At 68.2% G+C, this 23,067-nt stretch carries 21 protein-coding genes; 7 read left to right on the top strand and 14 right to left on the bottom strand.

Annotation, left to right across the window (positions count from 1 at the left end; all coding sequences use genetic code 11):
- Positions 1 to 18: 18 nt before the first annotated feature.
- On the bottom strand, positions 19 to 780 hold the full coding sequence (locus tag AB0L70_RS14950) for a D-Ala-D-Ala carboxypeptidase family metallohydrolase (RefSeq protein ID WP_363684050.1): 762 nt from the start codon (positions 778 to 780) through the stop codon (positions 19 to 21).
- A 132-nt stretch (positions 781 to 912) separates the two neighbouring features.
- Here AB0L70_RS14950 and AB0L70_RS14945 point away from each other — a divergent pair, with 132 nt between their 5' ends.
- Positions 913 to 1,455 (top strand): SigE family RNA polymerase sigma factor, encoded by a 543-nt coding sequence (locus tag AB0L70_RS14945; protein ID WP_363684048.1) that lies wholly within the window; start codon positions 913 to 915, stop codon positions 1,453 to 1,455.
- A complete protein-coding gene (locus AB0L70_RS14940) occupies positions 1,455 to 2,831 on the top strand; it encodes a hypothetical protein (protein ID WP_363684046.1) in 1,377 nt (458 codons plus the stop codon). The genes AB0L70_RS14945 and AB0L70_RS14940 overlap by 1 nt, the downstream gene beginning before the upstream one ends.
- Here AB0L70_RS14940 and AB0L70_RS14935 read toward each other — a convergent pair.
- Both AB0L70_RS14935 and AB0L70_RS14930 read right to left on the bottom strand, forming a co-directional pair.
- On the bottom strand, positions 2,828 to 3,580 hold the full coding sequence (locus tag AB0L70_RS14935) for a TIM barrel protein (RefSeq protein ID WP_363684044.1): 753 nt from the start codon (positions 3,578 to 3,580) through the stop codon (positions 2,828 to 2,830). The two genes, AB0L70_RS14940 and AB0L70_RS14935, sit on opposite strands and share 4 nt — an antisense overlap.
- Positions 3,581 to 3,665: 85 nt before the next feature.
- A complete protein-coding gene (locus AB0L70_RS14930; protein WP_363684042.1) occupies positions 3,666 to 4,010 on the bottom strand; it encodes a hypothetical protein in 345 nt (114 codons plus the stop codon).
- Positions 4,011 to 4,132: 122 nt separating this feature from the next.
- On the opposite strand from AB0L70_RS14930, the gene rarD reads away from it, so the two are divergent.
- The 5 genes from rarD to AB0L70_RS14905 all read left to right on the top strand — a co-directional run bounded on the left by rarD (position 4,133) and on the right by AB0L70_RS14905 (position 9,308).
- Positions 4,133 to 5,050, top strand: a complete 918-nt coding sequence (gene rarD, locus AB0L70_RS14925; RefSeq protein WP_363684040.1) for an EamA family transporter RarD — start codon at positions 4,133 to 4,135, stop codon at positions 5,048 to 5,050.
- Positions 5,051 to 5,111: 61 nt separating this feature from the next.
- Positions 5,112 to 5,594: an Rrf2 family transcriptional regulator gene (locus tag AB0L70_RS14920; protein ID WP_363684038.1), complete on the top strand. Its 483-nt coding sequence runs from the start codon at positions 5,112 to 5,114 to the stop codon at positions 5,592 to 5,594.
- Between the two features lie 38 nt (positions 5,595 to 5,632).
- Entirely contained in the window at positions 5,633 to 6,109 is a 477-nt protein-coding gene (locus tag AB0L70_RS14915) for a cupin domain-containing protein (RefSeq protein ID WP_363684036.1), read from the top strand.
- Positions 6,110 to 6,137: 28 nt separating this feature from the next.
- Positions 6,138 to 7,652 carry a phospholipase D family protein gene (locus AB0L70_RS14910; RefSeq protein WP_363684034.1) on the top strand — a complete coding sequence of 505 codons (1,515 nt, stop codon included), beginning with the start codon at positions 6,138 to 6,140 and terminating at the stop codon, positions 7,650 to 7,652.
- 114 nt (positions 7,653 to 7,766) lie between these two features.
- Positions 7,767 to 9,308, top strand: a complete 1,542-nt coding sequence (locus tag AB0L70_RS14905; RefSeq protein WP_363684032.1) for a cytochrome b N-terminal domain-containing protein — start codon at positions 7,767 to 7,769, stop codon at positions 9,306 to 9,308.
- 426 nt (positions 9,309 to 9,734) lie between these two features.
- On the opposite strand, the gene AB0L70_RS14900 is transcribed toward AB0L70_RS14905, so the two are convergent.
- From AB0L70_RS14900 to nuoF, 11 genes are read right to left on the bottom strand one after another with little or no spacing between them, the layout of a single operon-like run.
- Entirely contained in the window at positions 9,735 to 10,304 is a 570-nt protein-coding gene (locus AB0L70_RS14900; protein WP_363684030.1) for a dihydrofolate reductase family protein, read from the bottom strand.
- Positions 10,305 to 10,329: 25 nt separating this feature from the next.
- Positions 10,330 to 11,352 (bottom strand): polyprenyl synthetase family protein, encoded by a 1,023-nt coding sequence (locus AB0L70_RS14895; protein WP_363684028.1) that lies wholly within the window; start codon positions 11,350 to 11,352, stop codon positions 10,330 to 10,332.
- Entirely contained in the window at positions 11,349 to 12,938 is a 1,590-nt protein-coding gene (gene nuoN / locus AB0L70_RS14890; RefSeq protein WP_363684026.1) for an NADH-quinone oxidoreductase subunit NuoN, read from the bottom strand. The genes AB0L70_RS14895 and nuoN overlap by 4 nt, the downstream gene beginning before the upstream one ends.
- A complete protein-coding gene (locus AB0L70_RS14885; RefSeq protein WP_363684023.1) occupies positions 12,935 to 14,458 on the bottom strand; it encodes an NADH-quinone oxidoreductase subunit M in 1,524 nt (507 codons plus the stop codon). The genes nuoN and AB0L70_RS14885 overlap by 4 nt, the downstream gene beginning before the upstream one ends.
- Positions 14,455 to 16,323 carry an NADH-quinone oxidoreductase subunit L gene (nuoL, locus tag AB0L70_RS14880; protein WP_363684021.1) on the bottom strand — a complete coding sequence of 623 codons (1,869 nt, stop codon included), beginning with the start codon at positions 16,321 to 16,323 and terminating at the stop codon, positions 14,455 to 14,457. The genes AB0L70_RS14885 and nuoL overlap by 4 nt, the downstream gene beginning before the upstream one ends.
- An 11-nt stretch (positions 16,324 to 16,334) precedes the next feature.
- A complete protein-coding gene (gene nuoK / locus AB0L70_RS14875) occupies positions 16,335 to 16,634 on the bottom strand; it encodes an NADH-quinone oxidoreductase subunit NuoK (protein WP_132171174.1) in 300 nt (99 codons plus the stop codon).
- The gene (locus AB0L70_RS14870; RefSeq protein WP_363684018.1) at positions 16,631 to 17,473 is read right to left on the bottom strand and encodes an NADH-quinone oxidoreductase subunit J; all 843 of its coding nucleotides are present in this window, start codon (positions 17,471 to 17,473) and stop codon (positions 16,631 to 16,633) included. Before AB0L70_RS14870 ends, nuoK begins: the two co-directional genes overlap by 4 nt.
- Positions 17,473 to 18,021, bottom strand: a complete 549-nt coding sequence (nuoI, locus tag AB0L70_RS14865) for an NADH-quinone oxidoreductase subunit NuoI (protein ID WP_363684016.1) — start codon at positions 18,019 to 18,021, stop codon at positions 17,473 to 17,475. The genes AB0L70_RS14870 and nuoI overlap by 1 nt, the downstream gene beginning before the upstream one ends.
- Positions 18,014 to 19,342: an NADH-quinone oxidoreductase subunit NuoH gene (gene nuoH, locus AB0L70_RS14860; RefSeq protein WP_363684014.1), complete on the bottom strand. Its 1,329-nt coding sequence runs from the start codon at positions 19,340 to 19,342 to the stop codon at positions 18,014 to 18,016. Before nuoH ends, nuoI begins: the two co-directional genes overlap by 8 nt.
- Positions 19,339 to 21,768, bottom strand: coding sequence for an NADH-quinone oxidoreductase subunit G (locus AB0L70_RS14855; protein ID WP_363684012.1), 2,430 nt, complete (start codon positions 21,766 to 21,768; stop codon positions 19,339 to 19,341). The genes nuoH and AB0L70_RS14855 overlap by 4 nt, the downstream gene beginning before the upstream one ends.
- Positions 21,765 to 23,066, bottom strand: coding sequence for an NADH-quinone oxidoreductase subunit NuoF (gene nuoF / locus AB0L70_RS14850; protein WP_363684010.1), 1,302 nt, complete (start codon positions 23,064 to 23,066; stop codon positions 21,765 to 21,767). The genes AB0L70_RS14855 and nuoF overlap by 4 nt, the downstream gene beginning before the upstream one ends.
- Between the last annotated feature and the right edge of the window lies 1 nt (position 23,067).

The raw sequence follows: 23,067 nt of genomic DNA, 5'->3' as shown, positions 1-23,067 counted from the left end.
AGGGCTAGGTGGTTGCTGCTAGATGCCGCAGTTCGGCGCGTCCCATGCGTTCGACGTCCTGATGTCGACGTGGGTGTGGTTGTCGTGGCCCGGGTAGCCGGGGCCGAAGATGCCGCCGAAGCCGTGGTTGCGGGCTTGTTTGGCGAGCGTGCAGAACGAATGAACGCCGGTCAGGTCGGCCGAACGCCCGTACAGGTGCTGGCTGTTGCTCGCGCCGCCGACCGAGTTGTTGCACGGGACGCTGCGGAAGCCGCTGGAGATGTTCAGCGCCTGATCGCCGAGGGCGTGCCGCATCGCCTCCAGCTGCCACATGGTCTGCAGCGCGTTGGCCTTGGTCGCTGCCTCGGACAGCGGGCCGCCGTCGTACCCGGATCCACCGCAGCCGTCGTCCAGCTCGGCGTAGGTGAAGTGGATCGGGGTGCAGTCGTCGTCCTGCAGCGCGTAGATCTTCGTGAACGTGGCCGCTCCGGCGACCCCGTCCGCCCCCAGCCCGTACGCCGACTGGAATCGCTGCACGGCCGCCTTCGTGGCCGGCCCGAAATCGCCGTCCGTGGCCAGGTGTGCGCCGTACCCGGGATAGCCCGCGACCCGGATCTGCAGCTGCCGCACGTCCTCGCCGGTCATCCCTTGGCTGAGCGTGCGGCCCCACGTGTAGCAGCCGTCGGCGTGGGCCTCGATCGTGGTCACGAGTTGGCTGGTGGTCAGGGTCGCCGCGAACAGGATCAGTACGGCGATCAGTCGCGGCAGTGTCGTGGGGAAGTGGGGTCGGGTGATGGACATCGGACACCTCCGGGGCGGGGAAGGAATCTGTCCCGGCCCAGCATTCCGTCACCATCCACCGGTTGGCCAGTGCTCGACGGAACTTTCTCACCAGCGGGCAACCATCCGCACGACCCACCCGGTCGTCAGGATGTGAGCATCGACAACGGCGCGTTGACGACGCGGGAGACGGGGGTGGCGGTGCGGCCCGTGGAGAGCTTCGACGCGTTCGTCGCGGCGCGCTCCCCCGCCCTGCTGCGGACCGCGTACCTGCTGACGCGCGACCACGCGCTCGCCGAGGACCTGGTCCAGACCGCGCTGGCCAAGGCCTGGTTCCACTGGTCCCGGATCCGCGAGAACAACCCGGAGCCCTACGTACGGCGGATTCTCGTCACCACGTACTCGACCTGGTGGCGTCGGCGATGGACCGGCGAGATCCCGACCGAGGAACTACCGGAATCCGCGGCACCACCCGGAGAGGACCGCCTTGACCTGTGGAACGCGATCGGCCGGCTTCCCCGCCGCCAGCGGGCCGTCGTCGTACTCCGGTTCTACGAGGACCTGACCGAAGCGGAGACCGCCCGGGTGATGGGCACCAGCACCGGCACCGTGAAGAGCCAGACCGCGAAGGCCCTCGCCAATCTCCGCCTCGACCCAGCGCTCGCCTCCAGCGCAACCACCCTGGAGACCCCGTGATGAACCTGCAGGACCTCCGCGACGAACTCGCCACCCGTGCCGCCAGTGCCGACGAGCACCCGGCCGACCTGCTCCCGGGCGTCCGTCAGAAGATCCGCCGCACCAAGCAGCGCCGGGTCGTTACGGCCGCCGGTCTGACCGCAGCCGCCGTCGCCCTGGCCGTGACGGTCGTGCCCGGCGCGATCACCAACTCCGCCCCCGACCCGGCCGAGCCGACGCCGTACACCCAGAACGGATTCTCGCTACCTGGTGAACTCGACGGCGAGCCGCTGCTGAAGGGCTGGGCCGGCCGGGTCGGCGAGTCCCACGTCGAGTTCGACTGGACACCGGCTTCGCACGAGATTGCCTTCTCCAGTCGCTGCCGGACGGAATCCGAGGCGATGATCTGGGTGCGCATCAACGGCGTCACAGTCGAAACCAGCCCCTGCACTCCCCAGGGCAGCTTGACCATGCACGGCCCGGCCAGCGTGCGCGGTCTGTTGACCGAGGTCCCTGTCGGCCGACCTGCGAAGGTCACCGTCGACCTGGTCGACAGCGCCGGACACGTCGTACCGGACGCACGCCAGCAGGTCGGGGTGGGGATCTATGCCGACGGCGGACGGGCCGGCACGCTGCCTTGGGGACCGAGCCAGCCGGATGACTACGAGCGTGGCGGACTGCGGTTCCGCCAACAGGTCGGGCCCCAGTCCCGTTTGGCCGCGGTGATCGGCGATCCCGGGGCGGCGCAGGTCGCGACCAGTTTCGTCGCCACCAGCCGGTCGGTGGTCGTACAGACGGCCGGTACGACGGAGTCCTACGTGTTCAACCCGCCGGAGTACCGGATCCAGGTGCTGATCAGTGACGGGACCTCGGTGAACGGCTACCCCGCGAACGGCGACCAGAGCCTGCTCGATACGAGTCAGCCGATCCAGTTGTCCGGGCCGGTCGGGAAGCGCGTGCAGGTCACGGCGCGACTGGTGGACAAGTTCGGCAAGCCGCAGTCGGTGCCGGGGGCACGCATCGGGGTGGCGATCTACGACGCCGGGCCACAGGTCACCGCGAACGGGATCGACTTCGACCAGGAGAAGGAGGTCGACGGCGTCCGCTACCGGTTCGACCGGTCGGTGGTCGTCCCGGCCGCTCAGGGCAAGGTGCAGCTGACCACGCCGGTCGGGAAGCCGTTCCTGTGGGCGTACGGGAACACCAATCTCGGGCCCGGCGTACGCACTCGGTGGACCGGGCTGACCGCGGACCAGGACGGACCTCCGTCATCCAGCGGCTTCGGCTGGACGACGGAGGAAGCGCAGTCCACCGCGAAGACGGTCAGCTACCACGTCAGCGCCGGCCACCCGACCGGCGGCAAGCTCGCGATCGCCCTCTACCTGCCGGTGAGTTAGACCCAGGAGTGCAGCTCGGCCGCGTCCTTGGCGAGCTGCTCGGGTGAGTCGTCCGCGACGAACTCGAGCAGGGCGTTGATCTCGCGGGGTTCGGCGGCCAGCCGATCGAGGACGGGTCGCCACAAGGACGCCCGGGCCGCGAGCGGCAGACGGGTGTTGGACGGCCACCAGGAGAAGACGTGGACCGTGCTGAGCCACGGCATCAGGGCCTCGAGTTGCTGGAGGCACTCGGCGTCGTCGAGGTCGACCGGCGGCTGCCAGTAGGTCTTGAGGTTCGGCGCACCGACGTCGAGCAGCAGCGTGATGGTCGAGTCCACCTCATCCGTGAGGGTGTTGCGGTGGAACTCGAGCGCGATCTCGATTCCCGACGCGGCCGCCACGTCGGCCAGCTCGGCCAGCCCGCGGGTCACCGCCATCCGGTCCCCGACCCCGGCTTGCGCCGTACCGACGTTGCCGGCCCAGACCCGGATGCGGGGTGCACCCAGAGCCACCGCGGTGGCGACCGCCGAGCGCATCTCCTCGCGGTCGACGCTGCCGGCCCGCAGGTACGACCCGTACGCCGCGATCTGGAGACCGTGGACCTCGGACAGCGCCTTCACCCGCTTCGCCGTGACCAGGTTGCCGAGCGGGACATGAACGTCCCCACCCCATTCGATCGCCGCGAGTCCGGCCTTCGCCGCCACCTCCACCACGTCATCGGCCGGCAACTGGCGAAACGTCACCGAGACCAGACCGGTCCTCACACTCACGCGCGCCTCCTCGTCTCCACCCCTCTATCCAACCGCATCGCACCAGCCCGTCTCACGCCCTGAACAAAGTGCCTGCGCGATGGACCTATCGCGAGGGTGGACGGCGCCATCCGTCGTCTTTGAGAACCTTCACACCCTTCACGGCCGCGACGACCGGCGCGGCCACCGGACCGGCCGCGGCGGCAGCACCGGCGGCCGCAGCCGGCTGCTCCGACGCGCTCGCCTGCGCCTTCTGAGCCGAGCCTGCCGTGGGCACCTGACCGCCGGCCGCGACCACCTCGCGGTGGGCCTGCATCGCCGCTGTCCCGATCACCTGCTGCAGCCGCTGCCTGGCCAGAACCCGATCCTCCGCGCTGAGATTCGCCGACCCGAGCGCCGAGCGGGTGACGTCGTCGACCAGCTCGTCGATCAGCTTTCCGCGGGATGCCATCCGTTACCTCCGGTGATCTGGACAGGTCCCGGCCAGGGTAGCGACGCAGCAGGCCGCGGAGGGTGTCTCACGTCATGAGCAAAGTTATTGGATGCCACTGTCATCGGGCTTAGGGTGACACCGTGCCAGAACTGCGGAGAGGGTTCATCTACGGATTCAGCGCGTATCTGATCTGGGGCCTCTTCCCGCTGTACTGGAGGCTCCTGGACCACTCCGGCGCGATCGAACTCCTCGCCCACCGGGTGCTGTGGTCGCTGGTGACGATCGTGATTCTGGTCGTCGTACTGCGGAAGTTCGGCCAGGTGAAGGCCCTCCTGCGGGAGCCGCGGCGGCGCTGGCCGCTGATCGCGGCGGCGTTCCTGATCTCGGCGAACTGGGGCACCTACATCTGGGGTGTGAACAACGGCCGGGTGGTCGAGACCTCGCTGGGGTACTTCATCACACCGCTGTTCACCGTGCTGCTCGGCGTCGTCGTACTGAAGGAACGACTGCGCTCCCTGCAGTGGGTCGCGCTGGGGATCGCGTTCGTCGCGGTCGTCGGGCTGACGATCGAGAACGGGCGGCCGCCGTGGGTGGCGATCATCCTGACGTTCTCGTTCGGGCTGTACGGGCTGGCGAAGAAGCAGGCCGGCGCCGGGGCGATCGAAGGAATGGCGGTCGAGTCCGGCACCGTGGTCCCACTCGCGGTCGCGGCGATCGTCGTACTGGGACTGAAGGGTGATGCGACGGTCACCCACCAGGGCACGGGGTACCTCGTGCTGGTGCTGCTGACCGGGCCGATCACCGCCGTACCGCTGCTGCTGTTCGGCGCGGCCGCGACGCGGTCCTCGATGACGACGCTGGGGCTGCTGAACTACATCGCGCCGATCATGCAGTTCATCTGCGGAATCCTGGTGTTCCACGAGGAGATGTCGCCGATGCGCTGGGCCGGCTTCAGCCTGGTCTGGCTCGCGCTGGTGATCTTCACCTACGACAGCCTGACCCGCCGTCGCCGGTCCCTGGCCCTCGAGCGCGCCGCCCTCACCGCTTCCGCGGTCTGATCTCTCCCCGATCTCGAAACCGTCTTGACGAGTTCTATTCTGGATGTCTAGTATCCAGGTTATGAAGATGAACGAGGGCGTCGAGTGGGCGATGCACAGCTGTGTGAATCTCAGCTGGCTGCCCGGCGAGGCGGTCACCGCCAAGCGGCTCGCCGCCTTCTACGACCTTCCGACGGCATACCTGAACAAGCAACTCCAGGCCCTCACCCGAGCCGGCATCCTCAGCTCGGTCTCTGGCCCGAAGGGCGGGTTCCAGCTCGCCCGGGACCCGCGCAACATCACGCTGCTCGACATCGTCGTCGCCATCGACGGATCGGACGAGGCGTTCCGCTGCCTGCAGATTCTCAAGGCCGGCCCGGGCGCCGACCCCAAGGCCGACTACCGCGAGGTCTGCCTGGTTTCCCAGGCGATGCGGGCCGCGGAGCTCACCTACCGCCGCGAGCTGGCCGGTACGACGATCGGCGACATCGTGGCCGACGTCGAGAAGCAGACCCCGGCCGCCCCGGACAACACCCGCAACTGGTTCGCCAACCTCAAATCCTGATCCACCATCCCCCGCTTATAGCTAGGAGCTGATTCAAGATGTCTAATGTCCAGAACCCCGTACTCGTCCGCGCCACCGCTGCCGAGGTCCTGTCCGCCAGCGGCGTCACCCTGCTCGCCGACGTCAACGAAACCGGTGGCCACCTGACCAGCCACCGCTCGGTCTTCAAGCCCGGCAAGGAAGGCGCTCCCCCGCACCAGCACAAGGAAGCCTCCGAGCTGTTCTTCGTCCTGACCGGCTCGCTCCGCGTCCTCACCGGCGACGACCTGATCACGCTGGACAAGGGCGATTTCCTGGTCGTACCGCCGAACACCCCGCACGCCTTCGAGGCGGCCGGCGACGAGGACGCCGAGGTCCTCTTCGTCCTCACCCACGCCAAGCCGCGCTTCGACTACTACCGCCTGCTCGAAGGCGTCTACCGCGGCGAGACCGACCCGGCCGAGCTCGGCAAGACCAGCGACCGCTACGACAACCACTACGTCGCCAGCCCGGCCTGGGAGTCGCGCCAGTCATGAAGTTCGGTCATTAGGGCACAGGGGCTGGATGAGGCACGAATGGTTTCTGACCACGGTCGAGCGCGGCAACCGCGCGACCGACATCGATGCCGACGGGCCGTGGATCGAGGGCAACCAGGTGCGGCCGCTGGTGCACGGCGCGACCTACTTCCAACGCCTGTACGACGAACTCCGGGTGCTGCAGCGCGGCGACCGGGTGTACTTCACGGATTGGCGTGGTGACCCGGACCAGGCGTTGATCACGGACGGACCGACCATCGGCTCGGTCCTCTGCGAACTCGCAGAAGGTGGAGTCGAGGTCCGGGGACTGCTGTGGCGGTCGCACTCGGACCACCTCAACTTCAACTCGCAGCAGAACCAGCACTTCGGGACCGAACTGAACGAGGTGGGTGGTGAGGTCCTGCTGGATCAGCGGGTCCGTCGACTGGCGTCGCACCACCAGAAGCTGTTCGTGATCCGGCACCGCGACGATCCGGGCGCGGACGTCGCGTTCGTCGGTGGCATCGACCTGTGTCACGGGCGACGCGACGACGAACGGCATCTGGGTGATCCGCAGCAGGCACCGATGGATCCGCGGTACGGATCCCGGGCGCCCTGGCACGACGTGATGCTGGAGGTCCGGGGTCCCGCGGTCGGCGATCTGCTCCGATGCTTCGTCGAACGATGGGACGATCCGCATCCGCTCGATCGGCGGACGCCGTACCGGATGGTGGTGCAGCGGATGGCCAAGATGCCGCGGCATCCGTCGCGGTTGCCGGAGGCGTTCCCGGATCCGCCGGCGGCCGGGAGACACGCGGTGCAGGTGTTGCGGACGTACGCGCACAAGCATCCGGGCTTTCCGTTCGCGCCGCGGGGTGAGCACAGCATCGCCCGGGGCTACCTGAAGGCGTTCGGGCGGGCGAAGCGGCTGATCTACGTCGAGGACCAGTACCTGTGGTCGGCGGCCGTGACGAAGAGTCTGCGGGAGGCACTGGACCGATCACCGGAGTTGCGGCTGATTGCCGTCGTACCGCGGTATCCCGATCAGGACGGGCGGTTCAGCGGCCCGCCGGCCCGGCTGGCCCAGCTCGACGCGATGCGGTTGCTGGACTCGGACCGGGTCGCCGTGTACGACCTCGAGAACGAAGCCGGTACGCCGATCTACGTGCACGCGAAGGTGTGCATCGTGGATGACGAGTGGATGACAGTCGGCTCGGACAACTTCAACCGCCGGTCCTGGACCAACGACAGCGAACTGACCTGCGCCGTCGACTCCCCGGAGGTAGCGCGTTCGCTGCGATCCGAACTGTGGTCGGAGCACCTCGGCATCGACGACCCGGACCTCGACCCGGCCACGGGTTTCGAGCAGTGGCGGCAGCGGGCCGCCGTACTGGACGAGTGGTATGCCAATGGTTGCCCTGGGCCCCGACCTCCGGGCCGGATCCGCCCGCACCGCCCCGCCCCCGTTACCGGCCTCCAGCCGCTCTGGGCCAGCTGGCTCGCCCGCCACCTCTACGACCCCGACGGCCGCCCCCGCTCCGCCCGCCGCCACAACACCTTCTAACCGGCAGCACCTTCTGACAGGTGATGTGCGACACGGCGCGTCACAATCCTGCTGGCTATGGGGTCGTACTGGTGACCGCGGATTGCGGCCGGCGGGATCGAGGAGGGCCGAGCCATGCGTCGACTGTGGAAGAACCTGCGAGCGCGAGTGTTCCCGGATCACTGGTCGTTGCTGTTCGGCCAGATCGCCTTCTACAGCTTCGTTGTGGTCGTACTCAGCGGCATCCTGCTGGTGGTGTACTACGAGCCGTCGACCGAACACGTTACGTACGACGGACCGTACACACCACTGCGCGGCGTACAGATGTCACGAGCGCTGGAATCGACGCTGGCGATCAGCTTCGACATCCGGGGCGGGCTGCTGATGCGGCAACTCCACCACTGGTCCACGCTGATCATGGTGGCCGCGATCATGCTGCACCTCTTGCGGCTGTTCTTCACCGCGGGGTTCCGCCGGCCGCGGCGATTGAACTGGCTGATCTGGTTCGGGGTGTTCGTCGCCACCCTCGGCGCCTGCCTCACCGGCACCTCGCTGCCCGACGACATGGCGTCCGGGACGAGTCTCGCCGTACTCGACGGCACCCTCCAGGCGACACCTCTCGTCGGCACACACCTCTCGGCGTGGCTGTTCGGCGGTGACTTCCCGGGCGACGTGATCTCGCGGTTCTACCCGTTGCACATTGTCGTGCTGCCCGCGATCATCCTTCTGCTCTTTGTGGCCGGCGCGGTGCTCGCGCTTCGGCACCGGCCGGCGCAGTTCGCCGAGCCGGGGCGGACCGAGGACAACGTAGTCGGGCGCCCGGCGAAGGTGGCCGCGATCAAGGGTGCGGGACTGTTCGCCTTCGTGGCCGGAGTCGCGATCGCGATGGCCGCCACGTTCACCATCAACCCGGTGTGGATGTACGGACCGGCCGATCCGGCGAACACCTCCGCGGGTGTCGGCCCGGCCTGGTACCTGGCCTTCCTCGACGGCTCACTCCGGCTGGCGCCGGCCTGGGAAGCCGTCTGGTGGGGCAGGACCTTCAGCTTCGCCATCCTCCTGCCGGTCGGGATCTGCACGCTGTTCCTGCTTTTGCTTGCCGTTTACCCGTTCATCGAGGAGCGGCTGACCGGCGACCGCCGGGAGCACCACCTGCTCGAACGCCCGCGAGACAACGCGACCCGCACCGGCGTCGGCGTCGCCGGAATGACCTTCTACGGGACCCTGTGGGCCGCGGCCAGCGCCGACACGATGGCTGTGCTGTTCCACATGTCCGTCAACACACTCCTGCGCTTCTTCCAGGTGCTCGTCATCTTGGGGCCGCCCCTCGCCTTGGTGATCACTCGCCGGATCTGCCTGGGCCTGCAGAACCACGATGCCGAGATCGCGCTGCACGGCATCGAGACCGGCCGGGTCATCCGCACCCCGGACGGCGGGTACGTCGAAGAGCACCGCCCCGTCGACGCCTACCGGCGCTGGCGGCTGGTCGGCTCCACTCCGTCAGGCGAACGTGACGACGAGAACTATCGCGGCCAGGGCAAAATCGAGAACCGCGCAGAACTCGGCGTACGGGCGGGTGACGACATGGTCGACGCGGTGGTGGTAGGTGTCCCAGGCGCCGTGGACCACGAGACCACCGGCCACGATGAGACCGGCGGCGGTCTGGCCCACCTCTAGCGCCGCCAGGGCAGCCGCGGCCAGCACCAGGATGGCCGCGGCCTGCAGGGGCAGACCCCACGGCGGGCGCAGTGCACCGCGGAGTACGCCGTACACCGCGAGGATCGCGGCGAGCGCGAGCATCACCCAGGTGGCGTTGACGCCGTCGACCCGGGAGCCGATGCCGACCACCACGAAGCTGACCGCGAACACCGGCCAGGCCGCGACTCGTCGTTGGAGCGCAGCGGCGCCCACATAGACGAACGCGGATGCCGTCACGATCGCGGCCACCTCGGCGCCGCTCTCGATACCGATCCCGGCGAACGCCGCCATCACCAGCCCAGCCGCAGCCGGCCACCGCCGCAACACCCACGGCCGGTGCGGCCGCTGCACAGATTCCGCCGTACTCATGGCCCCAGCGGACCACGACAACCTTTCATTCCGCTTTCAAGCAGAGGTGTAGGTCAGGATGGCGGTGCCGTCGTCGAGGACGTGGTGGTTGGTCAGGGCGAGGTGGGTCGGCGCGAAGCCGCGGCCGAACATGGGGATGCCGCCGCCGGCGACGACCGGGTAGACCTTCACGACCAGCTCATCGATCTCGCCGGAGAGCTGACCCGCGAGGTTGCCGCCGCCGGCCAGGTAGATGCCGCCGCCGTCCTCCGCCTTCAAGGCCCGGACCGCCGCGACCGGATCCGCGGGGATCACCGTCACCGCCGGATCCGGAGTCTCGCCGAGGCTCGAGGACACGACGTACTGGCGCAGATGCGGGAACGGACTCGTCACACCGGCGTCGAGTGCGAGCCCATAGCTCGCACGCCCCTGTACGACGGTGTCGAAGTGCTTGCCGGGTCCGTCCAGTCCAAGCTGCGTACGAGCGTCGCCCGGCAACGTCTCCGGGTACTCGGTCGCGATGAAGTCGACCAGCTCCGGGCCGACCTTGAACATGCCCAGACCGCCATCGGGATCAGCGATGAACCCGTCCACGGACGAGCCGATGTAGTAGGTGAGTTTGCGCACACCCCAACCCTTCCAGGGCAGAGGCTCACACCGACCGCGTGACGACCAGATCGCAGAGCGAGTCGAGAGCGTCGCGGGCGGCACCTTCGGGGAGGTCGGCCAGCAATCTGCGGGCGTCGGCGGCACGACGGCGTACGTCGTCCTCGGCCTGCGCGAAGGACGGATGGGCCAGGAGCAGCTCGATGGTCTCGGCCAGGCGGGCGTCGTCCGACAGGTCCGAGTCGAGGAGGTCGAGCAGCCGCGCGTCGGTCGGGTCGGACGGATCGGCCTGGGCCCGGAAGATCAGTACCGGAAGGGTCGGGACACCTTCGCGGAGGTCGGTGCCGGGAGTCTTGCCGGACTGGTCGGACTCCGAGGCGATGTCGAGGATGTCGTCGGCGAGCTGGAAGGCGACGCCGATCTCCTCACCGAAGGCCCGCAACGACTCCTGGATCTGCTCCGACGCACCGGCGTACCGGGCACCGAACAGAGCGGAGGTCGCGATCAGCGAACCGGTCTTGTCGGCAACCACCGACAGGTAGTGCTTCAGCGGGTCCTGGCCTTCGCCGACGCCGAGGGTCTCGCGGATCTGACCTTCGACCAGCCGGCCGAACGTACGGGCCTGGATCCGGACAGCCTCCGGCCCGAGGCCGGCGACCAGGTCCGACGCCCGGGCGAACAGCCAGTCGCCGGACAGGATGGCGACCGAGTTGTCCCAGCGGGCGTTCGCGGTGGACGAGCCCCGCCGCAGCGCGGCCTCGTCCATCACGTCGTCGTGGTGCAACGTCGCGACGTGGGTCAGCTCGACCACGACGGCCGCCTTCACCACGTCGTCGTCAGTCGCGGCCGGCCCGAACTCCGCCGCCAGCAGCACCAGCAGCGGCCGGAACCGCTTGCCGCCGGCAACCATGACGTGCTGCGCCGCCGCGGTGACGAACGGCGCCTCGGACTGGGTCGCGTCGCGCAGCGCCTGCTCGACGGTCTCCAGCCCAGCACGAACCCGGGACTCGAGCGCCTCGTCGGCGAACGCGAATCCCAGGCTCTCGGCCGGCAGCGGGGTCGGACTCAACGGATGAACTCACCTGCTCGGGCCGCCAGGTCGAGCACCGGTCCGGGAACCAGACCGAGCACGACGGTGGCGGCGAGGCCGAGAGCGACCGCGCTGGTGGTCTGCCAACCGGGCAGCGCCACGTCCGGCGAGTCGGCCGGCAGGTCGGAGAAGAACATCAGCACGATCACGCGGACGTAGAAGAACGCGGCCACCAGGCTGGACAGTACGGCGACCACGACCAGCGGCCACGCGCCACCGGTCCACGCGGCGCTGAACACGGCCCACTTGCCGGTGAAGCCCGCGGTCAGCGGGATGCCGGCGAAGGAGAGCAGGAAGAACGCGAAGATGCCGGCCAGCAGCGGCGACTTCTTGCCGAGACCGGCCCACCGGGACAGGTGGGTCGCCTCGCCACCGGCGTCACGCACCAGCGTGATGACGGCGAAGGCACCAACGGTCGCGAAACCGTAGGAGACCAGGTAGAACAGCACCGCCTGGGTCGAGGTGATCCCGTTGTGGACGCCGTTCCCGGACTGCGCGAGCCCGACGAACGCAGTCAGCAGGAAGCCCGCGTGCGCGATCGACGAGTAGGCCAGCATCCGCTTCACGTCGGTCTGGGTGATCGCGACGATCGAGCCGATCACCATGGTGAGGATCGCGACGATCCACATCATCGGCGCCCAGTCCCAGCGCGTGCCACCGAGGGCGACGTAGAAGACCCGCATCAGCCCGATGAACGCGGCGATCTTGGTGCAGGCCGCCATGAACCCGGTGACCGGCGTCGGCGCCCCCTGGTACACATCCGGCGTCCACGAGTGGAACGGTACGGCGCCGACCTTGAAGAGCAGGCCGACGGCGATCAGGCCGGTGCCGGCCAGCAGGATCGTGTCCCCACCGGTCTGGGAGGCCAGTGCGTCCGAGATCCCGCCCAGCGACATCGTTCCGGCGTACCCGTAGAGCAGGGCGATGCCGAACAGCAGGAATGCCGACGAGAACGCACCGAGCAGGAAGTACTTCATCGCGGCTTCCTGCGAGATCAGCCGGCGACGACGCGCCAGCCCACAGAGCAGGTACAGCGGCAGCGAGAAGACCTCGAGTGCGACGAACAGCACGAGCAGGTCGTTGCTGGCGGCGAACAACATCATGCCGCCGACCGCGAACAGGGTCAGCGGGAAGATCTCGGTGTGCTCGATCCGGGCCGCGGTGCCCTCACGCTCGGCCTCGGACCCCGGTACGGCGGCCGCCTGGCCGGCGAACGCGGACAGTCCACCGTCTACCGACCGCTCGGCGAACAGCAGCACGCTGATCAGCGTCAGCGCCAGCAGGGTCAGCCAGGTGAACAGCGCCGGGCCGTCGACCGAGATCGCGCCCTGGGCCGCGATCAGTTCCTTGTTGTCGTTCATCAGGATGCCGGTCAGGACACCCGAGGCGACGATGGCGACCACCGTGATCGCCAGCTGCACCAGGTGCCGCAGCGACCGCGGCAGGAACGCCTCCACCAGGACGCCGACACACGCCGCACCGAACACGACGAGCAGCGGAGCCAGCTCGTTGTACTCGATCTTCGGCGCGACGAAGTCCGCCAGCGGCAGAACGTACGCGATCACTTCTGTCCCTCCGTCACGGGGATCTGCGGAGCCTTGTCGGTCACGCCCACCCGCTGCATGGTCGACTCGACCGCGGGCTTGATGATGTCGACCACCGGCTTCGGGAAGATCCCCAGGCCGACGATCAGGACCACCAGCGGGGCGATCGCGAGGATCTCACGCGCGTTCAGGTCCTTCAGTTTCTCGATCCCGTCCCGGACCGGCCCGGTCATCGTGCGTTGGTACATCAGCAGGATGTACAGCGCGGCCAGCACGATACCGACCACCGCGATCACCGCGATCGTCTTGTGCCGGCTGAACGTCCCGGCCAGCACCATGAACTCGGAGATGAACGGCGACAGGCCGGGCAGCGCCAGGCTGGACAGGCCGGCGAACAGGAACGTGCCGGCCAGGACCGGCGCCACCTTCTCCACCCCGCCGTAGTCGGCGATCCGCGCGGATCCACGCCGGGAGATCAGGTACCCGGCGACCAGGAAGAGCGCGGCGGTGGAGAGACCGTGGTTGAACATGTACAGCGTCGACCCGGTCAGGCCCTGTGACGTCAGCGCGAAGATACCCATCACGATGAAGCCGAAGTGCGAGATCGAGGTGTACGCGATCAGCCGCTTGATGTCGGTCTGCCCGATCGCCAGCAGGGCGCCGTACAGAACCGAGATCAGCGCGAGGATCAGGACCACCGGGGTGGCCCACTCGGACGCGTTCGGGAACAGGCCCAGGCAGAACCGGATCATCCCGAAGGTGCCGATCTTGTCCAGGATGCCGACCAGCAGCACCGACGTACCCGGCGTCGCCTCACCGGCCGCGTCCGGCAGCCAGGTGTGGAACGGGACCATCGGCGCCTTCACCGCGAAGGCGAAGAAGAAGCCGAGGAACAGCCATCGCTCGGTGTTCTGGCCCATGTCCAGCTTGATCAGGTCCGACAGCAGGTACGACGGGTCACCGGCCTTGGCCGAGATCACGTAGAGACCGACCACCGACGCCAGCATCAGCAGGCCGCCGAGCAGCGAGTACAGCAGGAACTTCACCGCGGCGTACGAACGCTGCGGGCCACCGAAGCCACCGATCAGGAAGTACATCGGGATCAGCGTGGCCTCGAACAGCACGTAGAAGAGGAACACGTCGGTGGCGGAGAACACGCCGATCGACAGTGCCTCCAGGCCGAGGATCCAGGCGAAGAAGGACTTCTCCGACCAGCGGCCGTTCTGCGCGTCGTTCCAGGACGCGATCAGCACGATCGGCGTCAGCAGCGCGGTCAGCACCACCAGGACCACGCCGAGACCGTCCAGTCCGAGCGCGTAGTGCGCGCCGAAGGCCTTGATCCAGGTGTGCGACTCGGTGTAGTCCTCGGCACCGTTGCGGTGGTAGCCGATGGCAACGATCGCGGTGAGCACGAGCGTGACGAGCGAGAACCCGAGCGCGACCTGCTTGGACAGCAGCGCCTTCGCCTTGGGCACCAGCATCGTCGCGATGGCCCCGACGAACGGCAGGAGCAGTAACAGGGTCAGCCAACCGATGTTCACGACAACCTCACCGCGAGGAGGGCGACGACCACGAGTGCGGCGCCGAAGACCATGCTGAGTGCGTAGGAACGGACGAAGCCCGTCTGGACCCGGCGGAGCCGGCCGGACAGTCCACCGAAGAGTGCGGCCAGCCCGTTGACCAGGCCGTCCACCCCACGGTTGTCCAGCCAGACCAGGGTCCGGGTGAGGTACTGGCCCGGACGCATCAGGACCGCCTCGTTCAGTGCGTCGCCGTACAGGTCCCGGCGGGCGAAGACGGTGACGGGCGAACCGGCCGGCGCCTCCCGCGGGATCTCGCGGCGGTACAACAGGATCGCGATCGCCAGGCCGACGAGGACCACGGCGAGCGTGATGATCGTCATGACCGTGGCGTTGAGCGGACCGTGCTCCTCCTCGTGCCCGACCACGGGCTCGAGCCAGTCGACGATCCAGTGGCCGGCGAAGTACAGCGCACCGCCACCCAGCGACAGCGCCGCCAGGATGATCAGCGGCCAGGTCATCACCTTCGGCGACTCGTGCGGGTGCACGTCGTCGGCCCAGCGCTTCTTGCCGAAGAACGTCATCAGCATCACCCGCGTCATGTAGAACGCGGTGATACCGGCGCCCAGCAGCGCGCACAGACCGATCACGATGTTGTCCGCGAACGCGGCCTCGATGATCTTGTCCTTGCTGAAGAAGCCGGCGAACGGCGGGATGCCGAGGATGGCCAGGTAGCCGAACCCGAAGGTGGCGAAGGTGATCTTCATCGGCGTCCGCAGGGCGCCGTAGTGGCGCATGTTCACGTCGTCGTTCATGCCGTGCATGACCGAACCGGCACCGAGGAACATGTTCGCCTTGAAGAAGCCGTGCGTGAGCAGGTGGAAGATTGCGAACACGTACCCGGCCGGGCCGAGGCCCGCGGCGAGCATCATGTAGCCGATCTGGCTCATGGTCGAACCGGCCAGCGCCTTCTTGATGTCGTCCTTGGCGCAACCGATGATCGCACCGGCCAGCGCGGTGACCGTGCCGACGATCACCACCGCGGTGGACGCGGCGTCGGTGACCTCGTAGATCGCGTGCGAGCGGACCACCAGGTAGACGCCCGCGGTGACCATGGTCGCGGCATGGATGAGGGCCGACACCGGAGTGGGGCCCTCCATCGCATCCAGCAGCCAGGACTGCAGCGGCACCTGCGCGGACTTACCGCAGGCGGCCAGGAGCAGCATCAGGCCGAGCAGCGTGGCCCAGGTCTTCGAGGTGTGCTCGGCGCCGGCGTTCACGGTGGCGAACGCGGATGAACCGAACAGCGCCCACATGCTCATCACCGCGAGCGAGAGGCCGATGTCACCGACCCGGTTCACCACGAACGCCTTCTTCGCGGCGACCGCGGCCGAGTTCTTGTGCTGCCAGAACCCGATCAGCAGGTACGACGCCAGACCGACGCCTTCCCAGCCGACGAAGACCAGCAGGTAGTCCGCCGCGAGCACCAGCAGCAGCATCGCCGCGATGAACAGGTTCAGGTAGGCGAAGAACCGGCGCCGGCGCTCGTCGTGCTCCATATAGCCGATCGAGTAGATGTGGATCAGCGAACCCACACCGGTGATCAGCAGCACGAACAGGATCGAGAGCGGGTCGATCAGCAGGCTGAAGTCCACCTTGACGTTGCCGACCGAGAACCACTCGAACAGCTTGACGGTCTCGGACCGCTCCTCGCCGTCGCGGCCCTGCATCTGGATGAACAGCACGACGCCGAAGGCGAAGGAGATCAGCGGTGCCAGCGTGCCCAGCAGGTGACCCCATGCGTTGGTGGCCTTGCCACCCAGCAGCAGGATCGCCGCGGACACGGCCGGGACCGCGACCAGCAGCCAGATCAGCTCATGACTCATCGGTGCTTACCTCAGTACTTGAGCAGGTTGGCGTCGTCGACCGAGGCCGAACGACGGGTGCGGAAGATGGCCATGATGATCGCCAGTCCGATGACCACCTCGGCCGCGGCCACCACCATCACGAAGAAGGCGGCGATCTGGCCGTCGAGGTTGCCGTGCTGGCGGGCGAAGCTGACGAACGCGAGGTTGGCCGCGTTCAGCATCAGCTCGACACACATGAAGACGACGATGGCGTTCCGCCGCACCAGCACACCCAGTGCGCCGATGCTGAACAGAATCGCCGCGAGGACGATGTACGGCTCTGTAGTCATAGCTTGTCCTCCTCGCCAAATCCGGAAAGGTCCGTGCTCTCGGGCTCGGACGGTACGTCGTCGCCGACCTCGCCCGCGTTGAGCTTGCGGACCTCGTCGATGTCCGCCCGCTCGTCAGCTTCGGGGAACACGGTGCCACGTGCCTGGAGCACGCGCGAAACCGAGGTCGGTGCGATCGATCCGTCCGGCAGCAGCGCCGGCGTGTCGACGGCGTTGTGCCGGGCCAGTACGCCAGGAGTCGGCAACGGACCCGGGTGGATCCCCTGCTCGGCGTACTTGCGGATCCGCTCCTCGGCGTGGTCGCGCTGGGTCTTCTTCTTGGTCAGCCGCTCGCGGTGCGCGAGCATCATCGCTCCGAGTGCCGCGGTGATCAGCAGTGCGGAGGTGACCTCGAAGGCGAACACGTACTTGCCGAACAGCAGTTGCGCGATGCCCTTCGGGTTCCCGTCCGGCTGCGCGTCGGCCACGCCGACCGGGTTGCCGTAGATCGCGTTGCCGACCGCGGCGACGAGCAGGATGCCGAAGCCGAGGAACGCCACTCCGGCCAGCAGCCGCTGACCGCGGATCGTCTCCACCAGGGAGTCGGACGCGTCCACGCCGACCAGCATCAGCACGAACAGGAACAGCATCAGGATCGCGCCGGTGTAGACGATGATCTGGACGGCGAACAGGAACGGTGCGTCCTGAGCGGCGTACTGGACGGCGAGGCAGACCATCACCGCGGCCAGCAGCAGCGCCGAGTGCACCGCCTTACGGACCAGGACCATGCCGATCGCGGCCAGGATCATGACCGGAGCCAGTAGCCAGAAGGCGAACTGCCCGCCGGTGACCAGTGGCATCACTTCGCGTCACCACCCTCGGCCGGTACGGCGGCACCGGTCAGACCGAGGTAGTAGTCCTTCTCGGTCGCACCGAGCTGCATGTCGTGCGGCGGCTCCTGCATGCCCGGGAGCATCGGCGCCAGCAGGTCCTTCTTCTCGTAGATGAGCGAAGCGCGGCTGGTGTCGGCCAGCTCGTACTCGTTCGTCATCGTGAGCGCCCGGGTCGGGCAGGCCTCGATGCACAGACCGCAGAGGATGCAGCGCAGGTAGTTGATCTGGTAGACGCGCCCGTACCGCTCACCCGGGGAGAACCGGCCACCGTCGGTGTTGTCGGCGCCCTCGACGTAGATCGCGTCCGCGGGGCAGGCCCACGCGCACAGCTCGCAGCCGACGCACTTCTCCAGCCCGTCCGGCCAGCGGTTCAGCTGGTGCCGGCCGTGGAACCGGGGAGCGGTCGGTTTCTTGGTGAACGGGTACTCCTCGGTGAACACCTTCCGGAACATCGTCCGGAAGGTGACGCCGAACCCGGCTACCGGATCCCAGATGGACTCTTTGACGCTAGCCACGGCTGCCTTCCTTGCTACGGCTCTCGGTCTCGCTTCGGCTCGGAGTCTTCACAGCGAGCGGTGGTGGCACCGGGAACCCGCCGGCGAAGGCGTCGAACTCCTCGCCGTCGGCCACCTCGGTCTTCTCGGGCTTGGGCTTCTGCGGGACGAACAGGCTGACGATCGCGATCACCAGCACGATGCCCGCGGCAACCAGCAGGGTGGTGCGGCTGAACGTGGTCTCCCGGCCGACCGCGCGGACGGTCGCGACCAGCAGGATCCAGGCCAGCGAGATCGGGATCAGGATCTTCCAGCCGAGCTTCATGAACTGGTCGTAGCGCAGTCGCGGCAGCGTTCCGCGCAGCCAGATGTAGAAGAAGATGAAGCACATCAGCTTGCCCATGAACCACAGCACCGGCCAGTAGCCGGAGTTCGCGCCGTCCCAGATCGTGATCGGCCACGGTGCCCGCCAGCCGCCCAGGAACAGCGTCGTCGCCAGCGCCGACACGGTCGCCATGTTGATGTACTCGGCCAGGAAGAACATCGCGTACTTGATCGAGGAGTACTCGGTCAGGAAGCCGGCCACCAGCTCGCCCTCGGCCTCCGGCAGGTCGAACGGCGCCCGGTTCGTCTCGCCGATCATCGAGACCACGTAGATCACGAACGACGGGAACAGCAGGAATCCGTACCACCCGGGCAGCGGGATGTCACTGCCGAACAGCGTGACCGTCTGGTGCGACTGCGCCGCGACGATGTCCGAGGTGGACATCGAGCCGGCGAACAGGAAGACCGTGACAAGTGCCAGGCCCATGCCGACCTCGTACGAGATCATCTGCGCGCTGGACCGCAGACCACCGAGCAGCGAGTACGTCGAGTTCGACGACCAGCCGCCGAGCACGATGCCGTAGATGCCGATCGAGGCGATCGCCATCACGTACAGCACCGAGACCGGCAGGTCGGTCAGCTGCAGCCGGGTGTAGGTGTCGGTCCAGGGGATCTTCACCGTCGGCCCGAACGGGATCACCGCGAACGTCAGGAAGGCCGGCACCGCGACGATCGCGGGTGCCAGCACATAGACGAGCCGGTCGACGCCCTTCGGCATCAGGTCTTCCTTGAGCATCAGCTTCACGCCGTCGGCCAGCGACTGCAGCAGACCCTGCGGGCCGTGCACGTTCGGGCCGATCCGCTGCTGCATCCGGGCCACGACCCGGCGCTCCCACCAGATGTTGAACAGCGTCAGCACGACCAGGAAGACGAAGATGAAGAGGACCTTGATCAGGACCACCCACCAGGGGTCGTGACCGACCCCCGCATCCGGCACCGCAAGTGGGATGTTCGTCATGCGTTCCCTCCGGCGATCGTCACGATCGAGCCATGGTCTGCGTGCAACGACCGGCGGACGTGGGAGTCGGCCGAGTTGGTCGGCAGCCAGACCACGTTGTCGGTCATCGGGGTGATCACGACCGGCAGCCGGATCGACCCGGCGTCGGTGCTGACCACCAGCTCGTCCCCGTCGGCGACACCGACCCGGCGGGCCGTGGTCAGCGAGACCCGTGCGACCGGCGTACGCGCGGTCGCGGTCAGGTGCGGCTCACCGTCGTTCGCGCGGCTGTCGTCGATCAGCATCCGCCAGGTCGCCAGCCGGGTCGAGTCGAACGCGCCGAGCGACGGACCGGCCTGGTACGTCGGCTCCTGCGCGCGATCGCCGTCCCAGCGGCCGAGCTCGTCGTACTCCTTCTTCGCACCGGCCGGAGTGCTGAACCCGATCGAGCGGTCCATCTCCTGGGCCAGCGCGGCCAGCGCCCGTACGTCGGGCATCGCGGTCGGGACCTTCAGCACCACCGGGAACGGCCGCTCGCGACCCTCCCAGTTCACGAAGGTGCCGTCCTTCTCCGCCGGCGGAACCACCGGGAAGACGACGTCGGCGTGCTCGGTCACCTGCGAGTTGCGCACCTCGAGGCTCACCACGAACGGCGCGGCCTCCAGCGCGGCCAGCGCCGCGGCCGGGTCCGGCAGGTCGTCGATCTCGACGCCCGCCACCACCAGCGCCTGCAGCGATCCCGCGGTGGCGATGATCTCGGTCAGGTCCTTGCCCGCACTCGCCGGCAGGTTGTCGACACCCCAGGCAGCCTGCAGGTCGACCCGAGCCTGCGCGTCGGAGACCAACCGGCCACCGGGCAGCAGCCCCGGCAGACATCCGGCCTCGAGCGCACCGCGGTCACCCGCGCGCCGCGGGATCCAGGCCAGCTGCGCACCCGTGTCGAGCGCGAGCCGCAGCGCGGTCGAGTACCCACCCGGGGTGCTCGCCAGCCGCTCGCCCACGACGATGATCGAGTCCGCACCGAGCGCGGCCCGGGCAGCAGCCCCGGTCTCGCCCGCCTTGCCGAGATCCGCGAGTACGGCGGCCTCCGTACCAGGCGATGCCGGTACGACGACCCCGTCCAGCTTCTCGATACCCCGGGACGCGTACGCCGCCACCGTGAACACCTTGGTGCCGTGCGACCGGACCGCCTTGCGCAGCCGCAGGAACACGGCCGGCGCTTCCTCCTCGGGCTCGAACCCGACGAGCAGCACGGATCCGGCCTGCTCCAGGTCGGTGAACGTCGTACCCATGCCGGTGCCGGCCACCGCGGCGGCGAGGAAGTCCGCCTCCTCCTCCGAGTGCGGCCGGGACCGGAAGTCGATGTTGTTGGTGCCGAGGGCGACCCGGGCGAACTTCGAGTACGCGTAGGCGTCCTCGAGGGTCAGCCGGCCACCGGTCAGCACCGCCGCGTTGCCGCGGGCCGCGGACAGGCCCTCGGCCGCGAAGGTCAGCGCCTCCGGCCAGGACGCCGGCCGCAGCTCGCCGTCCTCCCGGATCATCGGGTGGGTCAGCCGGTCGCCGGTGGTCGCGTAGTTGAACGCGAACCGGTCCTTGTCCGAGATCCACTCCTCGTTGACCTGCGGGTCGTCACCGGCGAGCCGGCGCATCACCTTGCCGCGCCGGTAGTCGACCCGGATCGCCGCACCGGAGGAGTCGTGCTCCGCCACCGACGGAACCGAGACCAGGTCGAACGGCCGGGACCGGAACCGGTACGCCGCACTCGTGAGCGCGCCGACCGGGCAGATCTGGATCGTGTTGCCGGAGAAGTAGCTCTCGAACGGCTCCTTCTCGTAGATGCCGACCTGCTGCAGCGCACCGCGCTCGACCAGCGCGATGAACGGGTCACCGGCGATCTGCTCGGAGAACCGGGTGCAGCGGGCACAGAGCACGCAACGCTCGCGGTCCAGCAGTACCTCGGCCGAGATGTTGATCGGCTTCGGGTAGGTCCGCTTGATCTCGTGGAACCGGGTCTCGCCGTACCCGTTGCTCATCGCCTGGTTCTGCAGCGGGCACTCGCCGCCCTTGTCGCAGACCGGGCAGTCGAGCGGGTGGTTGATCAGCAGGAACTCCATGTTCCCGTGCTGGGCCTTGTCCGCCACCGGCGAGCTGACCTGGGTCCGGACCACCATGCCGTCGGCGACGGTGATCGTGCAGGAGGCCTGCGGCTTCGGCATCCCGCGGCCGTTGCCGGCGTCGGTGATCTCGACCAGGCACTGCCGGCAGGCACCGACCGGGTCGAGCAGCGGGTGGTCGCAGAACCGCGGGATCTGGATCCCGATCTGCTCCGCGGCCCGGATCAGCAGGGTGTTCTTGGGAACCTTGACCTCGATGTCGTCGATGGTCACGGTGATCAGATCGGTCCGCTCCACCTCCGAACCGGTCGGCGGGTTCGCTTGGATCGTCATGCGCTTGCTCCAGCGGTAGCGAAGACAGTGCTTGCCATCGGGTCGAACGGGCAGCCGCCGTTCTCGAAGTGCGCCAGGTACTCGTCCTTGAAGTGCTGGATCGAGCTGCTGATCGGCGCGGTCGCACCGTCGGCCAGCGCACAGAACGCCCGGCCGGTGATGTTCTCGCACAGGTCGAGCAGGGTGACCAGGTCCTCCTCGGTGCCCTTGCCGTGCTCCAGCCGCTCGAGGATCTGCACCAGCCACCAGGTGCCCTCACGGCACGGGGTGCACTTGCCGCAGGACTCGTGCTTGTAGAACTCGGTCCACCGCAGCGTCGCGCGGACCACGCAGGTGGTCTCGTCGAAGATCTGCAGTGCCTTGGTCCCGAGCATCGAGCCGGCCGCACCGACGCCTTCGTAGTCGAGCGGGATGTCGAGGTGCTCCTCGGTCAGCAGCGGCGTCGACGAACCACCCGGCGTCCAGAACTTCAGCTTGTGGCCCTGGCGGACCCCGCCGGCCAGGTCGATCAGCTGCCGCAGCGTGATGCCCATCGGCGCCTCGTACTGCCCCGGCCGGGTGACGTGGCCGGACAGCGAGTACAGCGTCATGCCCTTGGACTTCTCGGTGCCCATCGAGCCGAACCAGTCGGCGCCGTTCTTGAGGATCACGGGAACCGACGCGATCGACTCGACGTTGTTGATCACTGTGGGGCATCCGTACAGACCGGCGACCGCCGGGAACGGAGGACGCAGCCGAGGTTGACCGCGACGACCTTCCAGCGAGTCCAGCAGTGCCGTCTCCTCGCCGCAGATGTAGGCGCCGGCACCGGCGTGCACGATCACGTCCAGGTCGTAGCCGCTGCCGAGGATGTTCGCGCCGATGAAGCCGGCTTCCTTGGCCTCCGCGACCGCCTGCTGCAGCCGGCGGACCACGTGCAGGACCTCACCACGGACGTAGATGAACGCGGTCGACGCACGGATCGCGTAGGACGCGATGATGACGCCCTCGACCAGCGTGTGCGGCGAGGCGAGCATCAGCGGGATGTCCTTGCAGGTGCCCGGCTCGGACTCGTCCGCGTTCACCACCAGGTACTTCGGCTTCGGGTTGTCCTGCGGGATGAAGGACCACTTCATCCCGGTCGGGAAGCCCGCGCCACCACGGCCGCGCAGACCGGAGTCCTTGACGGCGGTGACCACGTCGGCCGGCGCCATCTGCAGCGCGGTCCGGAGGGCGTCGTACCCACCGGAGCGCTGGTACGACGCCAGCTGCCAGGAACGGATCTGGTCCCAGTTGTCGGACAGTACCGGGGTCAGCATG

Source organism: Kribbella sp. NPDC051952, assembly GCF_040680855.1.
In the GTDB taxonomy this organism is placed as follows: Bacteria; Actinomycetota; Actinomycetes; order Propionibacteriales; family Kribbellaceae; genus Kribbella.
The sequence above is the reverse complement of the archived record's forward strand: the minus strand, read 5'-3'. Positions and strand labels throughout refer to the sequence as shown.